The sequence below is a fragment of the Paenibacillus sp. B1-35 genome (assembly GCF_050474385.1).
Lineage (GTDB): Bacteria > Bacillota > Bacilli > Paenibacillales > Paenibacillaceae > Paenibacillus_B > Paenibacillus_B alvei.
In genome coordinates this window covers 146,046-167,290 of the sequence record NZ_JBCHVJ010000009.1, presented here as the reverse complement: position 1 = coordinate 167,290, position 21,245 = coordinate 146,046, and the positions used below count along the sequence as shown (strand labels likewise).

19 protein-coding genes, 2 tRNA genes, 1 pseudogene and 1 riboswitch are annotated in these 21,245 nt (G+C 47.1%); of the genes and pseudogenes, 8 read left to right on the top strand and 14 right to left on the bottom strand.

The window, feature by feature from the left end:
* Positions 1–27 precede the first annotated feature (27 nt).
* The 5 genes from polA to ACQ5BJ_RS24555 all read left to right on the top strand — a co-directional run bounded on the left by polA (position 28) and on the right by ACQ5BJ_RS24555 (position 5,693).
* Entirely contained in the window at positions 28–2,703 is a 2,676-nt protein-coding gene (gene polA, locus ACQ5BJ_RS24575; protein WP_262866885.1) for a DNA polymerase I, read from the top strand.
* Positions 2,704–2,801: 98 nt separating this feature from the next.
* A complete protein-coding gene (gene mutM / locus ACQ5BJ_RS24570) occupies positions 2,802–3,632 on the top strand; it encodes a DNA-formamidopyrimidine glycosylase (RefSeq protein ID WP_005551590.1) in 831 nt (276 codons plus the stop codon).
* A 128-nt stretch (positions 3,633–3,760) separates the two neighbouring features.
* On the top strand, positions 3,761–4,489 hold the full coding sequence (locus ACQ5BJ_RS24565) for an MntP/YtaF family protein (RefSeq protein WP_005551588.1): 729 nt from the start codon (positions 3,761–3,763) through the stop codon (positions 4,487–4,489).
* 29 nt (positions 4,490–4,518) lie between these two features.
* On the top strand, positions 4,519–5,115 hold the full coding sequence (gene coaE / locus ACQ5BJ_RS24560) for a dephospho-CoA kinase (RefSeq protein WP_005551586.1): 597 nt from the start codon (positions 4,519–4,521) through the stop codon (positions 5,113–5,115).
* Entirely contained in the window at positions 5,112–5,693 is a 582-nt protein-coding gene (locus tag ACQ5BJ_RS24555; protein ID WP_268622393.1) for a lytic transglycosylase domain-containing protein, read from the top strand. The genes coaE and ACQ5BJ_RS24555 overlap by 4 nt, the downstream gene beginning before the upstream one ends.
* A gap of 74 nt (positions 5,694–5,767) precedes the next feature.
* Here ACQ5BJ_RS24555 and ACQ5BJ_RS24550 read toward each other — a convergent pair whose 3' ends face one another.
* A complete protein-coding gene (locus tag ACQ5BJ_RS24550; protein ID WP_005551584.1) occupies positions 5,768–5,989 on the bottom strand; it encodes an alpha/beta-type small acid-soluble spore protein in 222 nt (73 codons plus the stop codon).
* A 135-nt stretch (positions 5,990–6,124) separates the two neighbouring features.
* Between ACQ5BJ_RS24550 and nrdR the strand changes: the two genes are divergently transcribed.
* Positions 6,125–6,604, top strand: coding sequence for a transcriptional regulator NrdR (gene nrdR / locus ACQ5BJ_RS24545; protein WP_005551582.1), 480 nt, complete (start codon positions 6,125–6,127; stop codon positions 6,602–6,604).
* A 225-nt stretch (positions 6,605–6,829) separates the two neighbouring features.
* Here the strand turns inward: nrdR and ACQ5BJ_RS24540 are convergent, their stop codons facing one another.
* The 11 genes from ACQ5BJ_RS24540 to ACQ5BJ_RS24490 form a co-directional block, all read right to left on the bottom strand.
* A complete protein-coding gene (locus ACQ5BJ_RS24540) occupies positions 6,830–7,117 on the bottom strand; it encodes a hypothetical protein (RefSeq protein ID WP_005551581.1) in 288 nt (95 codons plus the stop codon).
* A gap of 88 nt (positions 7,118–7,205) precedes the next feature.
* Positions 7,206–7,991, bottom strand: a complete 786-nt coding sequence (locus ACQ5BJ_RS24535; RefSeq protein WP_268598911.1) for an energy-coupling factor transporter transmembrane component T family protein — start codon at positions 7,989–7,991, stop codon at positions 7,206–7,208.
* On the bottom strand, positions 7,988–9,784 hold the full coding sequence (locus ACQ5BJ_RS24530; protein WP_430112795.1) for an ABC transporter ATP-binding protein: 1,797 nt from the start codon (positions 9,782–9,784) through the stop codon (positions 7,988–7,990). The genes ACQ5BJ_RS24535 and ACQ5BJ_RS24530 overlap by 4 nt, the downstream gene beginning before the upstream one ends.
* A 1-nt stretch (position 9,785) precedes the next feature.
* On the bottom strand, positions 9,786–10,361 hold the full coding sequence (locus tag ACQ5BJ_RS24525; RefSeq protein WP_005551577.1) for an ECF transporter S component: 576 nt from the start codon (positions 10,359–10,361) through the stop codon (positions 9,786–9,788).
* 76 nt (positions 10,362–10,437) lie between these two features.
* Positions 10,438–11,031: a YkoF family thiamine/hydroxymethylpyrimidine-binding protein gene (locus tag ACQ5BJ_RS24520; RefSeq protein WP_005551576.1), complete on the bottom strand. Its 594-nt coding sequence runs from the start codon at positions 11,029–11,031 to the stop codon at positions 10,438–10,440.
* A gap of 146 nt (positions 11,032–11,177) precedes the next feature.
* Positions 11,178–11,284: riboswitch (TPP riboswitch) on the bottom strand.
* Positions 11,285–11,513: 229 nt separating this feature from the next.
* Positions 11,514–12,896, bottom strand: a complete 1,383-nt coding sequence (locus ACQ5BJ_RS24515; protein WP_005551575.1) for a HAMP domain-containing sensor histidine kinase — start codon at positions 12,894–12,896, stop codon at positions 11,514–11,516.
* Positions 12,880–13,575, bottom strand: a complete 696-nt coding sequence (locus ACQ5BJ_RS24510; RefSeq protein ID WP_268594657.1) for a response regulator transcription factor — start codon at positions 13,573–13,575, stop codon at positions 12,880–12,882. Before ACQ5BJ_RS24510 ends, ACQ5BJ_RS24515 begins: the two co-directional genes overlap by 17 nt.
* A gap of 81 nt (positions 13,576–13,656) precedes the next feature.
* Positions 13,657–15,663 (bottom strand): serine hydrolase, encoded by a 2,007-nt coding sequence (locus ACQ5BJ_RS24505; RefSeq protein WP_430112793.1) that lies wholly within the window; start codon positions 15,661–15,663, stop codon positions 13,657–13,659.
* A gap of 229 nt (positions 15,664–15,892) precedes the next feature.
* Positions 15,893–15,968, bottom strand: a tRNA-Lys gene (locus tag ACQ5BJ_RS24500).
* Between the two features lie 345 nt (positions 15,969–16,313).
* A complete protein-coding gene (locus ACQ5BJ_RS24495; RefSeq protein WP_430112792.1) occupies positions 16,314–17,129 on the bottom strand; it encodes an ABC transporter permease in 816 nt (271 codons plus the stop codon).
* Positions 17,126–18,157 carry an ATP-binding cassette domain-containing protein gene (locus ACQ5BJ_RS24490; protein WP_430112790.1) on the bottom strand — a complete coding sequence of 344 codons (1,032 nt, stop codon included), beginning with the start codon at positions 18,155–18,157 and terminating at the stop codon, positions 17,126–17,128. Before ACQ5BJ_RS24490 ends, ACQ5BJ_RS24495 begins: the two co-directional genes overlap by 4 nt.
* 384 nt (positions 18,158–18,541) lie before the next feature.
* Between ACQ5BJ_RS24490 and ACQ5BJ_RS24485 the strand changes: the two genes are divergently transcribed.
* Positions 18,542–18,617, top strand: a tRNA-Ala gene (locus ACQ5BJ_RS24485).
* Positions 18,618–18,826: 209 nt separating this feature from the next.
* A pseudogene (locus ACQ5BJ_RS24480) lies at positions 18,827–19,409 on the top strand (alpha/beta hydrolase).
* A gap of 284 nt (positions 19,410–19,693) precedes the next feature.
* Here the strand turns inward: ACQ5BJ_RS24480 and ACQ5BJ_RS24475 are convergent.
* Both ACQ5BJ_RS24475 and ACQ5BJ_RS24470 read right to left on the bottom strand, forming a co-directional pair.
* The gene (locus tag ACQ5BJ_RS24475; RefSeq protein ID WP_262866547.1) at positions 19,694–19,909 is read right to left on the bottom strand and encodes a hypothetical protein; all 216 of its coding nucleotides are present in this window, start codon (positions 19,907–19,909) and stop codon (positions 19,694–19,696) included.
* 121 nt (positions 19,910–20,030) lie between these two features.
* The gene (locus ACQ5BJ_RS24470; RefSeq protein WP_430112788.1) at positions 20,031–21,212 is read right to left on the bottom strand and encodes a hypothetical protein; all 1,182 of its coding nucleotides are present in this window, start codon (positions 21,210–21,212) and stop codon (positions 20,031–20,033) included.
* Positions 21,213–21,245 lie beyond the last annotated feature (33 nt).

The following is a 21,245-nucleotide window of genomic DNA, read 5'->3' as shown; positions in this document are numbered from 1 at the left end:
AGAGAATGGATTGAGGTGCATGAAACTATGGATAAATGGATCATTATTGACGGCAACAATATAATTTACCGCGCTTTTTTTGCAATGCCTCCTTTGACGAATGCTCAAGGATTACATACAAATGCTGTGTACGGATTTACGACTATGCTGCTTCGTGTCCTCGAAGAGGAGAAACCGACCCATCTGCTCGTTGCATTTGATGCCGGCAAGGAGACATTCCGTCATGGTGATTACAAGGATTATAAGGGAGGACGGGAGAAGACGCCTTCTGAATTGTCAGAGCAGTTCCCGATTTTGAAGCAACTGCTTGATGCGCTTGGCGTTCCGCACTTCGAGATGAGCGGATATGAAGCGGATGATATTATCGGTACTTTGACCCGTGAGGCAAATGAACAAGGAATCGAAATGGCGGTTGTGAGCGGTGATAAGGATATGCTGCAGCTAGTTTCCGACCAAGTCACGATTTTGCTTACTCGCAAGGGTGTAACCGAGATTGAGAAGTACACGCCTGCGGCGCTGCAGGAGAAATACGGAATTGAACCGCTGCAAATCATAGATATGAAGGGTTTAATGGGCGATTCCTCGGATAATATTCCGGGCGTTCCTGGAATTGGAGAGAAGACGGCACTGAAGCTTCTGCATCAATTCGGCAGCGTTGAGAATGTACTGGAGAATGTAAACGAGCTGAAAGGCAAGATGAAGGAGAACCTCATCAATCACGCTGAAGACGCACGCATGAGCAAGAAGCTCGCAACGATCTTCCGTGAGGTTCCGCTGGAGAAGGGCCGCGAGGAGATGGCGTACCATGGCATTAAGGCGGACACTGCCATTCCTATGCTGCAGAAGCTTGAGTTCAAGTCGATCATTGAACGCATGGAGAAAATAGGGCTGATCGAGGGAGGCACTCCTGTATCCGCTGAACCAGCCGATGATGAACTGTCTGAAGAAAAGCTGGATGTACAGCTTGTGGACGGGGATTACAGCGGCATGAAGCAAATGATCGCTTCTGCAGATACGATCATTGTGGAAGCTCATGGAGACAATCCTCATCAGGCCGAGCTAATCGGTGTGCTTATCGCAGAAGAGGAATCCAACTGGTTCTTGACGAAGGAGCAGCTATTGTCTGACGAGGCGCAGTTCGTACGGGAATGGATTGCGGATCAAGGCAAGCCGAAGAACGGCTATGACATGCATTATGCGGAACTGGTTCTTCATTGGGCGGGAGTTCCTTATGACGGCTCTGCATTCGATGCGCAGCTTGCGTCTTATGTGCTCAACCCGGATGATGCGACGCTAACGCTCCAAGCAACTGCAGAGAAGTATGGCTTGGCAGCGACCCCGACAGATGATGACGTGTATGGAAAAGGGGCCAAGTTCAAGGTTCCGGCACTGGAGACGGTGGCGCTGCATGCTGCGCGCAAGGGGAAACTCGTTCGCCAGTTGAAGCCAGTTATGGAGAAGATGCTTGAAGAGCAGGAGATGAACCGGCTGTACTTTGAGCTGGAGCTTCCCTTATCGCGAGTGCTCGCACAGATGGAGAAAACGGGCATTCAAGTCGATACGGATGCGCTGAACAGCTTGGGTGCTCAGTTCACCGAACAGATCGAAACGACAATGAAGCGTATTTATGAGTTGGCGGGTACAGCGTTTAACGTTGGTTCACCGAAGCAACTCGGTGAGATTTTATTTGACAAGCTCGGATTGCCTGTGATTAAGAAGACGAAGACGGGATACTCCACCGATGCGGAAGTATTGGAGAAGCTGGAGCCTTACCATGAAATTATCCCGCTCATTTTGCATTACCGGCAAATGACGAAGCTGCAATCGACTTATATTGAAGGATTGCTGAAGGAAGTTCGCAAGGAGACGGGCAATGTGCATACGTACTTCCGTCAGACGATTACTGCAACAGGACGGTTGAGCAGCCAATATCCGAACTTGCAGAACATACCGGTTCGGCTGGAAGAAGGGCGCAAGATACGCCAAGCGTTCGTTCCTTCGGAGAAGGGATGGCATATTGTTGCTGCCGACTACTCTCAAATTGAGCTGCGTGTATTGGCTCATATTTCGGGAGATGCGAAGCTGAAGGAAGCGTTCGTCCACGATATGGACATTCATACGAAGACGGCGATGGATGTATTCGGGGTCTCCTCTGAACAGGTCGATGCCAATATGCGCCGTTCGGCAAAGGCGGTTAACTTCGGTATCGTATACGGTATCAGTGATTACGGACTGTCTCAGAACTTGAATATTACGCGCAAGGAAGCAGGCCAATTTATTGAACAATATTTTGCCGTATTCCAAGGCGTAAAGCAGTATATGGAAGACATCGTGAAGCTTGCCCGCCAAGACGGCTATGTGAAGACGATGCTCGAACGGAGACGCTACTTGAAGGATATTCATGCATCCAACTTCAACCTGCGCTCATTTGCGGAGCGGACAGCAATGAACACACCGATCCAAGGTACAGCAGCGGATATTATTAAGCTGGCGATGGTGCAAATGGATATACGTATGCGTGAAGCGGGATTGAAGAGCCGCATGCTGCTTCAAGTACACGATGAATTGGTATTTGAGGTTCCAGATGAGGAAATGGAGACGATGTTGAAGCTCGTTCCCGAGGTGATGGAATCTGCTATATCACTTGATGTGCCATTGCGGGCGGATGTGAACAGCGGCGAGAATTGGTATGAGGCGAAGTAGGAATAGATCTTTAGGCATAGTTAAAGAGAATGACAAGATCCGCTAAGCCTACATATTCATGGCTTTTTCGGTATAATGGATAGTGAGAGGTGATGGACATGCCGGAATTGCCGGAAGTAGAAACAGTCAAACAAACATTGAACACATTGGTAGCTGGGAAGCGGATAGAGCGCGTTACAGTAACGCTGCCCCGCATCATCCAGCGGCCGTTAGAGATAGAGCAGTTTTGTGATGCATTGCAGGGTCATACCATTGAGCGGGTTGAACGGAGAGGCAAGTTTCTGCGAATCCTTCTGGACGGACTCGTCCTTGTCTCCCATCTGCGCATGGAAGGACGCTATGGCGTATATAAAGCTGACGAGCCAGTGGAGAAGCATACGCATGTCATTTTTCATTTTGATGACGGTACCGAACTGCGTTACAAGGATGTGCGTCAATTTGGTACGATGCATCTGTTCGCGGCCGGGGAAGAATGGGAATTGCCGCCGCTACATAAGCTGGGGGTAGAGCCGTTGTCCGCAGAATTTACTGTGGAACGATTCGCAGAAGCGATGCGAAGACGGCGCAGCTTTATTAAGCCCGTACTGCTTAACCAGCATATCGTCGTCGGAATCGGGAATATCTATGTGGATGAGGCCTTGTTCAGAGCCGGCATTCACCCGAACCGCGCGGCAGATGAATTAACAGATGAGGAGTATGCGCTCCTGCATCGCTCTATTATTGATACCCTTCAGGAGGCTGTTGAGGCTGGAGGTTCTTCCATTAAGTCTTATGTCAATGGACAAGGCGAAATGGGGATGTTCCAGCATCAATTGCAAATGTACGGGCGGCAAGGTGAGCCTTGTGTTCGCTGCGGCAGTATCATTGAAAAATCAGTTGTTGGCGGTCGAGGCACACATTATTGTCCGAAATGCCAGCAGCTTTCTTAGGCTTTTAGGTAAGGCTAATCGTTGAATAAGCACCCTTATCCGCTCATGCCCATATGATATGGTAAATCGGTATTCCTGAGCCGCACGCAGTCAGATGCTCGGGAACGACTTAGCGGGAGGGACTGTTGTTGCTTATTCATACCGTGTCTTTGCTCATCCTGGCTTTTGCCCTAAGCCTGGATAGCTTCGGAGTAGGAATGACCTATGGATTGCGTCGGCTCCGCATCCCTTGGACATCGATCGTAGTGATTTCATGCTGCTCGGGACTTGTCATTCTACTGTCGATGCAGGTAGGCAATGTGCTTATTCAATATGTATCTCCTGCTGTAGCACAGTGGATTGGTTCACTAATTCTCGTGGCAATCGGCTGTTGGGCCATTCTGCAGCTACTTCGTTCCTCGCATGAAGAAGGCGAACATTTGGAACGGTTTGAGCAAGGGGATCCAAATGCGGCAAAAGATTCTCATCTCGTTGAGCCTCTTCTGCACACAACAGAGCTGGAGGCTGAGCCGCGTCAAGTCGTACGCATTCAATTAAAGAGCTTAGGTGTCGTCATTCAAATCTTGAAGACCCCGAGCGCTGCCGATATGGATCGCTCTGGAACAATTAGTGCTGTAGAAGCTGCTTGGCTAGGTGTTGCACTGTCACTCGATGCTTTTGGCGCGGGTATAGGAGCGGCTTTGCTGGGATATCCTTCGTTCATGACCGCATTCACGATCGCCTTATTCAGCGGTATTTTCCTGCGCTTTGGCATTCACGTCGGGATTTCATTTGCAGGCGCGCGGTGGATCGGCAAGCTGTCATTTGTTCCAGGGTTCATGTTGATTATTATGGGGATTATTAAGCTGCTGACGTAGGCGGCATTATTATAGAATGAGGTGAAGGCATGAACATCGGGTTAACCGGAGGCATCGCATCCGGCAAAAGCACCGTCTCCCGATTACTAGTGGAGCGGGGTGCTCTATTAGTTGATGCTGATAAGATTGCCAGGGAAGTCGTTCTCCCTGGCAGTCCCGTGTTGGAACAAATTGCGATGCATTTCGGATCGGACATGCTGTTGGAAGACGGATCATTGAATCGTAAGCGATTAGGAGAGCTTGTCTTCGCAAGTGAAACAAGTCGCAAACAGTTGGAAAGCATTACGCACCCAGCTATCCGTCAGGAAATACAACGTCAAACGCGACAGTACGAACAGGAGCATCCAGAGCGTCTTGTTGTTGTAGATATTCCACTCTTGTATGAGTCAGGCCTCGCTGAGCTGTTCGATTCGATAGTAGTCGTGTATGTACCAAGAAGTGTTCAATTACAGCGTCTAATGGAACGGGACGGTTGGAACGAGAAGGAAGCGGAGCAAAGGCTGAATGCGCAATGGAGCATGGAGAAAAAACGGGATCTGGCGGACATTGTGATCGACAATAGTGGTTCGCTGCAAGATACGATCATGCAGGTCGACCGATTTTGGTCGGAGAAAGGCTTGCTATGATTCGTATGATGAAGATGCTTCGCAAAAAGAGAGTGCTATTGCTGTTGTTTTTAGGCATGCTGTTTTTGCTGTTCGTGCAGTCGCAGTGGCTGGGAAAATGGATGTATCCAATTGCGTATGAAGAGGAGATTCGCAAGCATGCGGCCAAATACGATATTGACCCCCTGCTCGTAGCAGCCATAATTCGAGTAGAAACGAACTTTCAGGCAGGTCGAGAATCTCGCAAGGGCGCTATCGGGGTGATGCAGCTTATGCCGGAGACGGCGACATGGGCCATGGAACAGTTGAAGATGAAAGAGCGCTGGTCATTGGATGAATTGAAAAATACAGCCGATCCGAACATCCTCATTGGAACATGGTATTTGAAGTCTTTGCATAAGCAATTCAATGAGAACTGGATCGCTGCGATCGCTGCTTATAATGCCGGCCCTGGAAATGTGAGCAAATGGATTCGTACGAAAATATGGGACGGCCGCTATGAAACTGCCAAGCAGCGAATCCCTTACGGGGAAACAAAGTTGTACGTACAGCGCGTTATCCATTATTATGATAAATATAAAGGCATCTATTCGAAGTAAATGAATAACGAAGAAGAAGCATCGGACAAGCCGATACCGTTATCGCGCTTTATCTCCGACGCTTCTTCCCATCATTATTTGTATTGACCTGCAAGTTGTTGTTCAGCCATTTGGACAAGACGCTTCGTGATGTAACCACCGATAGAACCGGTGTCACGAGTTGCCATGTTGCCATAGTATCCGTCAGATGGGATGGCAATGCCCAACTCTTGTGCGATCTCGAACTTCATTTGCTCAAGAGCTGCTGTCGCTTGAGGTACGACTAAGTTGTTGCTGGAACGATTGTTTTGGCTCATTTGATTCACCTCCTTGCGGTTGGTAATTGTATTGTGTGCATTCTTTCAAAGATCATTACAGGTAACCACTGGTATTTTTTTATTAGTGAAAAATGATAACATCAATAACATCAAGAATAGGACGGAGGTAAGGTAATGAAGTGTCCTTATTGCGACCACTTAGGTACAAAGGTTCTTGATTCTCGTCCAGCGAACGACAATAAGTCCATTCGCCGCAGGCGGGAATGCGAGCTGTGTAGCAGACGCTTTACTACATTTGAGATGGTGGAGGAGACTCCATTAATCGTAATAAAGAAGGACGGAAGCAGAGAGGAATTCAGCAGAGACAAGATGCTGCGCGGACTCATTCGGGCCTGCGAGAAGCGGCCGGTCTCTGTGGAGAGGCTAGAGATGATTGCTTCTGAGGTTGAGAAGCAGTTGCGCGATACGGCACATGCGGAAGTGGACAGCCGTGTCATCGGCGATTTCGTCATGGAACAGCTCTATCCGGTTGATGAAGTGGCTTACGTGCGCTTCGCATCGGTCTATCGTCAGTTCAAGGATATCAGTATGTTTATGAAGGAACTGAACCACCTTCTATCGAAGAATGCATTAGGCGAACACCCTGACAAATAGTTTTTTACTATATGCCCCCCTCAAGCAGATAACGCTGGAGGGGGTTATGTTTATCACATGAACCATACTCCCTCAATTGCTCAAGGGAGTATGGAGACGCCATGCTTGTTCATTTTTTCCCTGCACGTGACACACATAGGATAAAAATTCGTGTATGTCCAAACGAAATACTCGAAATGATAAGATATGATTATTTTTAAGGATCGTTAAGGGGGTAGAAAGCTTTTAAAACAGCCATCCTCGACGCGTATCAAGCAGCACAATGGCTAACAGGTCAAACAGTACCAGCGGCAAAATAAACGGGATAAATGAGGTGTGTACTTTACCGGCATGCTTGACGGAATTGACTTTCAAATACACTCTTTTTTTATCTACCTTTACGATGGTGCCCGTATAGATATTCCCCTTTTTATCCTTGATTTTCACGAATTTTTTTAAGTATTTTACGCTTTTTGTGTAATGGGAGGATATCTTCTTCGGAACGGTTTTTTTCGGCGTAATCTTTTTAGGCATAGAACGACCTCCTTTTCGCTAGATAAAGGAAACACAAAGTGTGCTTCATTATGTTATGCGCGATACGAGAAAAGGGTGTCAAACTGTGTCACAACTGTCCTTGATACCATTGTACAAACCCAAGCTTCCAAGATAACAGGTAGCAAAGAGCGATCCCGCTCAGCAGTAAGCCAAATAATAGCCAATCCTTCCAAGTAACGCGAAGCTGGGTATAATACGTTCGATCGCGCCTTCCCGTAAAGCCCTTGGATATCATTGCGGCTGCTACGCGCTCTGACTTGCGTATGGCAGAAGCAAGCAGAGGAATGGCGTAACGCTTCCAGGCGCGCAGCTTATTTTTCCAGCCTTGAGCCCGTTCAATGCCTCGCATTCGGTGAGCGTGCTGAAGGATGCGCAGCTCTTCCTTGAAGAAGGGGAGGAAGCGATAGCCTGCCAATATGCCATAAGCCCATTTCGGGGGAAGCTTGCACTGCTGCATTAGGCTGAGCATGAAGCGCACCGGATCAGTCGTCAAAATGAATATAAGCGACAAGGCTGAGAAAATAAGCACTCGTAAACCAAGTGATACAGCTTGCTGGAACGTCGCTGCGGTAATGATGAGCGAGCCCCAATGCCAGAGGATCGTGCTCGAAGCTGGATCGGCTGCGCGCGGGAAGACGAGGGCTGTCCAGACGTAGCCAATCCCCATAATGAGAAAGGGAGAGAAGCTGAGCAGCCATTTGCGCAAAGATATTCGTCCTAATGTGAAGGTAAAAAGAATAATATAGCCAAGTGCTGCGAGCGGTGTAACCGGATCGAATGTTAGCGACAGCATAATAACTGCCACAATGATGGCCAATCCCTTGATGCTGGGATTCCATTCTCGTAGAATCACTGCCCCTCCACTTCCTTCCTAGCAAAAATTAGCGCCTGCAACTGTTCCGCTATCGCGAAATTTATAGGCATTCGCAAATGACAGGCTTCCACAAGCTCCGGGTGTTTCGTCCACAATTCGGAAGGGCAGCCGTCATAGCGAATGTGTCCTTGATCCAGAACGATAACACGGTCTGCATACGCTTGAACCCATTCCATATCATGTGTAATCATTAGGACGGTTGCCCCGGCTTGCACACGCATTTGCAGCATATCCATCAACTGCTTGGATGTATAAGCATCTTGTCCATATGTGGGCTCATCGCATAGCAAGAGCTGCTGGCTGTCCGTAAGGACGGAAGCTACGCTGAGTCTGCGCTTCTGGCCTTGGCTGATGGAGAATGGGTTCGCCTTCGCAACCTTGCTTAAACGGAACCGTGCCAATGCTTCCGCGACTCTGGTGTTCACTTCTTCTTCCTCTACATGCTGCATCCGCATTCCAAATGCAATCTCATCGAATACGGTATCTGTTATGAACTGATGCTCTGGATTTTGAAATATATAGCCAATGTGCGCCCGCAGCTCTCTTTCAGCATAACGATGAAGAGGCAGATCTTGCAGCAGAATATGTCCATCACTCGGCTGAGTCAATCCGGACAGAAGGGAGGCAAGGGTAGACTTGCCGGCTCCATTCGGGCCAACAAGCGCTGCCCACTCCCCCTCGTACAGGGTAAGCGACGCGTTATGAATAATCGATCTCCCTTGGCGCTGATAGGCAAGCCCCTCCGCTTTCAGAACTGTCCGGCGCTGCTGCTGAGAAGGCTTCGGCTTTGCTGGTGTCAATATACGCACCGCTGCCTTCTGGATCTCTGCAGAAAGAGGCAATAACATATTCAGCAGCTCATCGTCGGTTAATGCAGGATAATGAGTCAGCCCCGAAGCTGAGCAGTAGGAGGATACGGTCTGTTGAAGGGTACGTTGCAGCTCGAAGGCTTGGGGAAGCCAGATGCCATGTGATTTGGCCTCAGCGGCGTGCTGCTCAAAATAGGCAGCAGGCAACCCATCGAATGCGAGCTCTCCTCGTTCATTCATGACAAGCAAGCGATCCGCAAACCCGATCCAGTCATCCAACTGATGTTCAATAATCAGCAAGGAAACCCCTTCCTTCTGCGCCAACTCAGCGATAAGTGCGGCGAACTGACGCCTTGTATACGGATCAAGGTTCGAGGTCGGCTCGTCCAGAACAAGCATTTTCACACGAAGTGCGAGGGCACAGGCGAGCGCAAGCTTCTGCTTCATACCACCGGACAGCTCATGAATGTAAGCTTGGCGCCATCCGAGCAGGCCAACCTTCTCCAGCACCTCGTAAATGATTGGCTCCATATCCGTACGAGGACAATTGCGATTTTCGAGACAGAAAGCAACCTCTTCTTCCACTCGCAGCATACAGAACTGGCTTTCGAAATCTTGAAATACGATGCCGATGATCTGGGCAACCTCGCCTGAACCATATTGCTCAATTGGCTTGCCGTATACTTGTATAGAGCCTTCCACAAAGCTGTCGATAGCATAGGGATACAGTCCGGCAAGACAGAAAGCCAGCGAGCTTTTTCCACATCCGCTTGGCCCGAGCAGCAGTACGGTCTCTCCATCCATAATAGAGCATTCAATTCCTGATAAGATCGGCTCGCTTTCATGCTCGAAGGCGAGGGACACATTCAAGGCGGCAATCGCTATATTAGGGTGCGGTTCTATATCATCTTCCCTCGTTGCTGGAGATGCTTGCTCATTAGGTAGAAGCAATGTGCTCGTCATGTTATCGCTGCCCCTTTGCAATTGGGAAGCTCCGGAGTACGCCTGTATTGGCTAATGCATCACCAATCGATTTTCCTAAGAGACCGGAAATGACTGCACCGCTTATGCAGCGAACCAAGAGCATCGCAAGGATTAGTCCCAGCGAAAAAGCTGCGTACCCGCTTCGGAAATAGCCCCAAGCGAAACTGAACACAGCAGAACCAACACCGGCAAGCATGAGTACCTTGGTCGAAAAATTACGGTATCTTGTTGCGGCAAATACGGCTTCTGCTCCCAACCCTTGAATCAAGGCAGAGACGATTAAAATAGGGCCTACCGCATTCCCGATGAGCACCTCAACCAATCCAGCGACCGTTTCCGAAATGACAGCAGCCCCTGGCTTGCGAATAATATAGGTGGCAATGATCGATACGATGAACCAAATGCCGAAAATCACTTCATAGCCCATCGGCCCCATAAAGCCCACAAGCACATTGCCGATTTGCAAGAAGAGCAGATAAATGACGGCAAACACGACAGACAGTGAGCTGAGAACGACAATATCCCGCAATTTCCATTGGCTGTTTCGCATATTCATGAACATTCCTCTTTTCTTTGTATGATGATCAGATGAGTCCGTTGAGATTGCAGGTTTCAAAATTCCTCTGCAGCAGTTACTTTGTTGAAGGACTATTGGCAGAAATGGTGGTTGTCATTACGACATGGGACTTATCTGTTTTTTGTGCGCGATTGAAGGCATGTTCGAGTGTGGCGAATACTCGCTGTGCTTCTCCTTCCAGGCGGCTTGCATAGTGTGCACTCTCATCGAATGTTCCTTCTTCCTTCGCTAGACCGATAATTTCATAAATGGTATCCATATAATCGGGCGTCCCGAGCGGGTAAAGTGCAAAATGGGCAGCGACCTGGAGTGGAATCGCTTGATTGCGTTCAGCATTCATTCGCATATCGTCCGTACTTATGAAGGCGTCTCCCTGCGTGTCTCCCGGACAACCAATGGAGAAGGTTGCATTCAGCACGGCATGTTCACCGCCAGCAGCACTATGCAAGAAAATGGACTGTACGACATCGAATACATGCTCGCTCCGTCCACGCACCCAAGTGCTGACATCGTCGGTATGGGACCATACCTTGGACAAGTCCGTATTTCGCAGCGCTCCCAAAATAATGTCGACAAAGCGATCGCTCATCGGATAAATGGAAAAGCGGCAACCAACGATGCGGCTCGTACCGCAAGATAAATGATTCATGACTTATATCCTCCTTGGCAAATTAATATATGGGCCAGCAGACAACAAAAAAACTGCACCGTGAGTCGGTGCAGTTGCGCTTGAGGATACAAGATTACGGCGTAGCTTCATGCAAAGACGTGCATGGTGAAGCCACCGCTTATATCAATCAGTCGACTACACTTCCCCACGCTAGTATTATCTAGTTCGGGTTATAAGGGTTAACAGCGTTGCCGCTGTCTCTCAGCTTGTTACAGCACCCCTAGTGTTCGATATCACTATGCAGTTGTTCCGTTGTTCATATGCTTGACTGCTTACATTATACACTGGATGATCGGTTTGTAAAGAGGATCATGGAGGCAAGGTGATTATTACTCGCCGTTCTATCTGCAGTCGATGATGTGAGCGTTGCGGAAATCTAAGAGTGATATAGTGGGGAATAGATGCTCATAAGAATGAAATGCCGGGTTTGCTGCAAAAGGGCAGCGGCGTTTTGCACGCAGCTAGTCCTCCATAATGGTCAGCGTGATTTGGAACAAGGTAGAATACCGCTGATCCTGCGTTAGTTCAATCGTGCCTTCATGGAGCGTTATAATTTTTTTGCAAATGGCGAGACCTAAGCCTGTACTGTCTTTAATCGGGCCATCACCGCGAATGAATTCTTCGAAAATATGCTCCTTGATCGGCTCCTGAACGCCAATGCCGTCATCTCCGATCCGCAAAATAACATGTCTATCCAGTCGTTCGCATGACACATAAAGCACCGTTCCCGTTGGATTATATCGCAGTGCATTGCTAATTAAGTTGGTGATGACGCGGCTCATATGAATCTTATCTATCTTGACATAGAGCGGTTCCTCCTGGATACGTGCTTCAAGCTCAAATCCCTTCTCTTCTATTTCTGGATAAAATTCCACCACGAGCTGCTGGAACCATTTCGTGATGTTTACTTCCTCCTTGATCAATTCCGTATGCTTGTCATCCAGCTTCGCCAGTTCAAATAAGTCTTTAATCAAATTGGCCATATAAGCTGACTTATCGTAAATGTATTGAATATACTTGCGGGTATCTTTATCTTCCAATGCCTGATTGTCCAACAGAAGCTGCGAATAACCGTAAATCGAAGTAATCGGCGTCTTCAAGTCATGCGACAGATGCAGCAGCATGTTCCGCTTATTGTTCTCGGCGGTTTCCTTCTCGGCAGAAGTAAGCTGCAAACGTTCAGCCATGCCGTTAAACGCATCTTGTATTTCCGCGAATTCCTGTTCTGCTGAATAATGGAGCCGTTTCGTGTAATTGAAGCGTTCCATCTCCTTGATGCCTTCTACGATTTGCCGTAGCGGCTTTTTCACTTGTCTAACCGAATAGCGGGCGTAAAAGTAAAGCAGGATAAATAATAAAATAGCTAATATTGCAGCAAAGATCGTTGTCGCAGTTGATAATTTCAATAATCGCTCAGGAATTTTCCACAGCAATACATAAGATTCGCCGTCCGGTCCTTTTGCTTGGTAAGCATGATAGAAGATTGAATCATCGTTGCGCTCCGCATCCATTTTGGCATACATTTGGCCGTCTTCGTAATGCATGATGTCGTCCTCTTTGTTTCCTTTGACAAAAATGATCTCGCCTGACTCATTCACAATTTCGAACCAGCCGCCGTACTTGTCCAGTAAATGATCGCTGATGTTATGGAAAGGGTATCGATAAATATCCGTTCCATTAATTTTAGCAACGACCAATTCATCTATATACCGCCTCATAAAAAGGTTCGTGCTAAGGAGAGATACAATGATCGCTGCTATCATCAGGACGCAGATCACTGCATAATTTCGAAAAAACACCCGTTTCAAGGGACGTCGACCGGAGAGATTATTTGCTTTTTTCAAAACGGTAGCCTAACCCCCTAATTGTAATGAGATAGATAGGCTTTCTCGGATTATCTTCAATTTTCTCGCGAATTTTGCTTATGTACACCATAATTAAATTTTCGTCTCCGATGTATTCCTCGCCCCACACCTGCTCATAAATATGCGCTTTGGTCAACACTCTGCCAGCCTCTCTCATAAGGAGCTCCAAAATCTTGAACTCGTATGATGTCAATTCCTTTTGGATACCGGACTTGAACAGTTGGCAGCTTCTTATATTCAGCCTCACATCTCCAATTTCGATACATTCTTGTTCCTGTTTATCAGGCTTCGAATGGGAATCAATTCTCCTGAACAGCGCTTGAACGCGGCTGACGACTTCGAGTGGGTTGAAGGGCTTGCCCACGTAATCGTCCGCCCCGAGCTGCAAGCCATAAATTTTGTCCATATCGTCGGATTTGGCAGAAATAAAGAGAAACGGAATTTGCGAATTCTGCCGCGTTTTTTTAAGTAATTCCAAGCCATCCATTTGCGGCATCATAATATCGGCTATGACCAAATCGACGGGCTGCTCCTGCAAGATAGTCATAGCTTCGACACCGTTCCCGGCTGTAATCGTAGCATAGCCGTGGTTGGTCAAATAGATGGTCAGCAATTCCCGAATTTCGGCTTCGTCGTCTATGATGAGTATGATTTTCATTTTTTGTCCACCTCTATGTATGCAACAATAACTCCCGATCAACATGCGGCTTAACGCAGATTGATCGGGAGTTGTGCTGAATTAGAATAGATTGTCGGCGAATGTAGATAGCAATCCTGCCGCTTCTTGCTTCAGCATCGGCTGCTTGGATCGATAGTCGAACGTCCCGTCTTTCCTTTGGACAACTTCAGGACCAAATAATTGTTTGGCGATGACGAACTGAACGCCTTCCCGCGCCCAAGAATCGGTGGAGCCGCCGAGCCGTGCTTTTTTCGGTCCGGTACCCACGTGGTTGAATGCCATACGCCATATAATAGTTGCAGCTTCCTGGCGCGTCAACAATTCCCGCGGCTGAAATTTGCCGCTTTCAGGCATTTGAATGACGCCAAACTCATACGCAGCTTGTATTTCTTTAGCAAACGCACTATCGGATATATCTATGAAAGCAGGCTTGCTTTTGGATGGAGACACTCCAAGCCATCGGATAAACCAACCGATAAACTGTTCCCGGGTAATTGCTTGCTCAGGCTGAAAGCGATTGTCGCCGCTATTGTCATCAATGACTTTCAATTGGCGCAAGTGATAGATATACCGAGCATACGGATGGTCGTCACTGATATCCTGATAATGCTGCGGTGCTGCTAATTTTTCGGCCCAACTATCTGATTTCAGGTCGTAATAAAATGCCTGTACTTCGCCATTGTCATTTAACTTGAATGCAGCTTTTACGCCTTGTTCATCTTGGAAAAGCAGGGGCTCGATTTCATGGAGCACATGCTCTCCAAGCGGATCTTTCACGATAAGCTTGCCGTTCTCAGTACGAACACGCGAGGTCCACATCCGATTTCGTAAGTCGCTGTACATGCCCTCGAAAGCTGCCAACGATTGTTTCGCTTGCTCATGAGGAGCCTGGGCGCCATCTTTCTTCGGGTAATAATGATCCATGAGTGCTTCCAACAATTCCTTGCGGAACTCAACATCCTTATTTACCGTGACGAAAAAACCGACCTTTTCATTAGGAATCAACCACATATTGCTGTGATACCCAGCCATGTCCCCGGCTTTCTCAATCATATAATGTCCGTTGTTATGCTGCCGATTGGCGTATTCGTAGCCGTATGCCATGTTCGGCAGCTTCTCATGTATGGCTAGCTGAGGCTTATGCATTTCCGCTGCCGTTTCTTTTTTAAGAATCGTTGCATCTCCCAGCTTGCCGCCGTTTAGATGGGCGAGCATAAAGTTGGCCATATCAGCGCCAGTAGAGAGCATGCCGCCGCTTGGAAGCTCCGTCGGAACCGTTGCGTAGGTGGGAATTGCATCTCCCATTACGTTATATGGAACGGCCAGGTGTTTCGTGATGTCCGAGGTTAAGCGGAATTCGCTGTTTGTCATACCTAGCGGTTTAAAAATATGCTCCTGCACGTATGTGCCAAATGGCTGTTTGCTCACTTGCTCTACGATGTAACCTTGAATGGTAAAGCCTAGATTGTCATAGCGGTAGTGCTCGCCAGGCTTGCGGATCACCGTAGGCGTATTGTCCGACACATATTGCTTGATAGATACTTCTCGCGTTAAATCGTCGGTTGATAATTCTGAGCCGTCTCCGAATTCGAATCCGGTCGAATTCGTTAGTAAATGCTTCGTAGTTAGGGGATATCCAGTCTTATTAGGGATTTTAATATCTCCTAGGTATGCAGACAACTCTTTGTTCAAATCAATTTTACCCTGCTCTGCCAATTGCATCACGGCTGTAGCGGTGATCACCTTGGAAATCGAAGCTACGCGGAATACGGTTCGATCCGGATCGACCGGCAGCTTTTTACCCACATCTGCATAGCCGTAACCTTTCTTCAACAGCACCTTGTCACCCTTGACGACGACAAACGCAGCTCCTGCCATACTGTCCTTAATTTCTGGACGGCTAAAAAATTCATCGGCAAATTGCTCAACTTCTTTGGGGTCTTGTGGGCCTATGTTTACGGATGCTGCCGCCGATACTTTCGATAATGTACCCGTACCGCTAAGCAAGCCGGTTACTACGATGATGGTCAGTGCAATGGTCGTCACGCGCTTGGAAAACATATTCATTGTTTGCTCTCTCCTCTGTATCATTTTCGTGCATCATCAGAATATATGAGCAAACTTAATCCAGATTCTATGTAACCTTAATGTAATGTGAAATTTCCGATGAACAGCAGAATCTTAGGGGGAGGGGACATGGGATGCAAGATTCCATTAGGAGAATCAATGTTTGGTAAGCGGAAAATGAAAAGAATGCAACAAAAAAACGGCATTTCTGCCGTTTTGATCACATAATTGGTGGGTTCTGAGGGGTTCGAACCCTCGACCTGATGATTAAGAGTCAACTGCTCTACCAACTGAGCTAAGAACCCATATGAGAACTGGGTTCAAGGGGGATTGAAGCATCCCGATTGAACGAAGCTATTGAGAAGTACCTTGTTCCTTAACACCCCTTAAGTATAGCCCTCTACAGGCGATTCGTAAAATCGGAATAAGGGTTGTATTTGTTGGTATTTGCTGATAACGCCTTTTCTCCTGACAAGACAATGGGGATCTGTAAAGAATGCTGCATTTTCCCCAGTCATTCAATAAGGAGCAGGTGTCCCCACTCCTTACTTTATACAGATATCCGCACGATCTTAGCTAAATCATGAACATGCACAATCGAATGATATGCTTGCTGAGTAGATGTATTTGATGTTGACTGCACATGTGACTTAGGTGCGGCGCATATAAGCGCGAACGGTGAGTGGGGCGAAGATAGCTACGATGACCATAGCGCAAAGGAGAGTGAGGCCAAATTCAATGCCGATCGTACCTTGATTGGCGAGCTCTCGTACAGCACTTACTAAATGGGTGATTGGGTTAATGTTAGCAAACCATTGAAGCCAATCTGGCATTGTATTAACCGGTACGTATGCATTGGAGAGAAAGGTGAGTGGGAATAGCACCATCATGGCAATTCCTTGTACGCTTGCGGCTGTACGAGCAATGACGCCGAAAAAGGCAAAAATCCAACTGACTGCCCAGGAGCACGCAATGACAAGCAAGCCGGCGATTGCGACATAACCCAAGCCTCCGACTGGGTGATAGCCCATTAAGTAGCCCATGACAAAGGTGAGTACGGTCGCAATAGCGAAACGGATCGTATCCGCCAGAAGGGCTCCCGCCAAAGGCGCAATACGCGCGATCGGAAGTGACTTAAAGCGGTCGAATACACCCTTATCCATATCTTCGCGCAATTGGACACCAGTGGCGACAGCACTCGTGATGACCGTCTGAACAAGAATGCCGGGGATAATGATCGGTAAGTAGTCGTGTACATTACCTGAAATTGCGCCGCCAAATATATACGTAAACATGATGGTAAATAAAATGGGCTGAATGGTTACATCAAACAATTGCTCGGGAGTACGCTTTATTTTGAGCAACCCGCGATAGGCCATCGTTAACGAATTGCGAAGTGCCTGGCAGAAGCCAGTGTAGTTTTTTAAAGGGCGTCCTTTTTTTACGCTTACAGATACCTGGTTCATGCTCTTTCCTCCTTGATTGCGCTGTCCATTTGCACATGATTTTCTCTTGCGCTGTCTTCTGCGCTATGTCCTGTGATCGTTAGGAATACTTCGTCAAGGGTAGGCTTCTGTACACTGAGCTCGGACAGATGAATCCCCCTCGCACGAAGTGCGATCAACAGATCGGTCACCTGATCCGCATCCGTCATAGGTGCTGTAACTTTTCCGGCCTCGGCATTTACATTGGAACGGACTTTGAGCACTTGTTCCACGATATGGCGGACCTCTGCGATGTCTTTTTCTTCTTGGACTCTCAAATGCAAGGACGAGGTGCCGACCGAGGATTTTAGTTCATCGACCGTTCCTTCAGCGACAACCTTGCCGTGGTCGATAACCGCGATTCGATCCGCCAATTGATCCGCCTCATCAAGGTACTGCGTCGTGAGAAGCACCGTTGACCCCGTGTCTACTAAGCGGCGAATCGTATCCCACATTTGCGATCGCGTTCGCGGATCAAGACCTGTTGTTGGTTCATCCAGAAAAATGAGCGGTGGCTGCGCAATTAGGCTGGCGGCCAAATCAAGCCGGCGGCGCATGCCTCCTGAGAAATGCTTCAACGGCCGTTTTGCAGCTTCCGTCAGGCCGAATTCCTCTAACAAGTCAGCCGCCTTGCGTCGCGCCTCTGCACGTCCTAGCCCGAGCAGCCTTGAGAAGATAATGAGGTTTTCCGTAGCACTCAGCGATTCATCAACCGATGCGTATTGTCCTGTTACGCCGATTAATTGACGCACAATGTGAGACTCTTTCACTACATCATGGCCAAATATTCGTGCCTCTCCAGCATCCTGACGCAGCAATGTGGCAAGCATGCGAATCGTCGTCGTTTTACCTGCTCCATTCGGACCAAGCACGCCGTAAATGGAGCCAGCACGAACGTTCAGATCTACGCCATCGACAGCTCGATTGTCTCCGAACGTTTTAATAAGCCCGAGGGCTTCAACGGCCCATTCGTTGGCGCTCGAACCTGCTGTTTTGTATTTGTTGTTCATTTCCAATGCTCCTTATTTGAAGATTAGATGAGTTGAATTTGAATTCGTTTTTGTCTATTTGTATTGTAAAAATGTTTTTCAATTCATTAAACCTTCCGAAGAATGGTATATCGATCGGTCTGTGGACGGATTCAGAGTATTTGCTCAATCAAAAACGCAGCCTACAATAGGCTGCGTGAAGTGGAATGTACTTTACGTATCTATAAATCGTGTGGAATTTGCATTACATATGAAATGGAAAGTTATATGGAGAAAATGTGAGAAATAATGACTAACTACCCGCTAATGATTGAAAATTGTTAAAATATAGGCCGTTGTGGTCGATTGTAGCAATTTGCAGGAAAATGAGTTGAAGTAGTATAATAATTTGGCATACAAAAATATGGGGCCATAGCTCAGCTGGGAGAGCGCTTCGCTGGCAGCGAAGAGGTCAGGGGTTCGATCCCCCTTGGCTCCACCAAAATCAACAAACGTACACGATCCTATGGGTCGTGTTTTTTGCATTGATGGAGTATAACAGGGGGGAGCGAACCCGGGTTCGCCCGCGCGCAGGGAGCCAAAGGCGAGAGAGCACGGCATCTCATTCAACTAGTAAGGTAGTCATCGTCGAACGAGCTTCGACAGCAAGATCAATCAAGAATGGGAAATTTCTGTACTTATTTATCTGGAATGATCGGTTCAGAAATGTTATCACAATTTCCAGGGTTTCAATTGGAAGAAAATTTAGAGTGGAGCAGAAATTTAGTGTCGGTTCCTCCTGTAAGAAGGTCAGAGCAAGTAAACACGACCAGTCGAAAAATTTGAGGTGCTGCAGGAGAGACTGGTAAAAATTTATGAACCTGGCAGGAGAAATGATGACAAGCTTCCAGCCATGTTGTGGATTCACGGGGGTGGATATGTGCTGGGACATCCTGATATGGACGACGAGTTGTATGAACGCTTCGTTCAGACGGCTCGATGTGTTGTCGTGGAGAACCATTCCAGCGGGATATCACCCTATGCAATACCGACGATAGCGGAGAACTTGGCAGGGCTGCCGCCAACCTATACATGTGTAGGTCAGCTCGATCTGTTCCGAGATGAAACGATCGAATATGTAACAAGACTTGCACAAGCAGGTGTAAATGTCGAATTTCACTTATATCCCGGATGCTTCCACCTTTTCGAATTTTTTGTTCCAGAAGAGGAGGTAAGTCAACGCGCCGCTCAGAGCTATATGGAGGCGATGGCCCGGGCACTTCATTTCCCTTAATTTTTATAAAAGGATTAGAATATGAGTGCAAGCTGACAGGCATAACTAATTGTTGATTTTTTATCTTGGTAAATGGAGTTAACCGTAAGAATATGAAAAAGCCCTAAGCCTTCTGGGGCTGTTGACAAACATAAGGTTTTTGCAAAGACTTCGCTGGGCTGGGGACTAAATCCTCAACCCATTGTCAACAACTCCTCCAAGACTTGGGGCTATTTGCGTGAAACTCCTATCAAATACCTCTGTCTATTTGTGTGAAATATAGGGGGAATCCCATATGTTTCAAGTTAATTCTTAAGCTGATCAAGTTGAGCTCGCAATACTTCTTGGCCAGTTGCTACGGCACCACTCTTAAGGGCAGTTGCGATTCTCCCTAAAATAATTTCAGCGGGTTGGTTTTCATCATTTACTGCATTTAGAAGTTGTCTGCCGAAATTGTTAGCGCCGCTTTTTAAAGCTGTTTCAAGGAAACTCTTGAAAAATTCGCTGTGTTTGTCAGACATGTATCTCACCTCCTTCCGAAAGTACGCTAATCCCCCCTTGAAGTAAAGTCTAATATGAATTCGACTTATCGCTAGCACTGACCAACTAACATCAAGGGGGGTTAGAAGGAGAACATGTTTCTTATCTAATGGCTGTACGGTAGGCTTTGTTTTTTTGATTTCGTCTTGATTTTGGTTTTACTACTTCTTTAGCTTTAGGTTTTGGCTTAGCAAGCGGTTTACCTTTTCGCTTTGTGATCAGTTTAGTTTTTGGTTTAGCTTTTTCTTTTGATTTCTTTAAGGCCATTTTCCTTAGTTCCTCTATTGCCACTTGTCTTTCTTTCTCTAAAGCCATTTCTCTTTCTTTCTCTAGTGCCATTTGTCTTTCTTTCTCTAAAATCAATTCTCTTTCTTTTTCTAAGGCCATTTCCTCAGCCTTTTTCTTCGCACGTTCTTTCGCTTTTTCAATCGCTTCTTCTTTCGCTTTTTGTAAAGCCCGTTTTTTAGCCCGTTCTTTTGCTTTTTGTTGGGCTATCTGTTTCTTCTTTTCATTATTAATCCAGATAAGGAGGGCATTCCCTACAGTCCGAGTAGCTTCAATCAATAGGGTAGTGGGAATGTTGTTTGGTATTTTTTCAAAAGCCGGTTTTCCTTCTAGCGCTTGCAGTTTTTGCTTGGATAGCTGCTGCCATGCCGAATTTTGTGTTTGACTCTGCAATCTTCTAAAGTGCGCAGCCGCATCTTGGTTTCGACCTATCCTGGTGCAAGCCTCACCCAGTTCATAGATGAGTTCTAATTGTGTATCAGTATCAAGCGTATCAGATTGTGTATTGAGGAGGAGGGTGAAGTCTTCAATCACCGTCTTCGTCCGATGAAAATATTTCTCTGGGAGATTGTAAGAGGACTTGCCGCGAAGCAGTCGAATCGTACTGTCGTGTGGGTCGGCGGCTACCGCATCATCGAGTATTTTCAATCCTTGATTTGACCATTTCAATTTATCAGAAGCCTCTGTTTTATCCCTTGCAATCAATATCATTGTGCTGCCATAGTAAGCATCAACAAGAGGATTATCTGGATAATCAACACGCAGTTGTTCTAAAATCTGATGTGCTTCTTGAACAGCCGCTGCATTGCCAGCTATGCCATCCTTATGAAGTTGGACAGCTAGGGTGAATCTCTCATTAAAGGGGTCAGGTGGAGTAGACACCGGAACTGACACGGAATTTAGGTTGCTTTCGGTCAATGAATTCGGATGATCATCGCTTGATATAGAAGTTTCAATCAAATTTGATCCTTCCATATCACTGGGGTTAAGGTTTGTCACTAAATTCATCCTCTCTGTATTCATGCATGATCA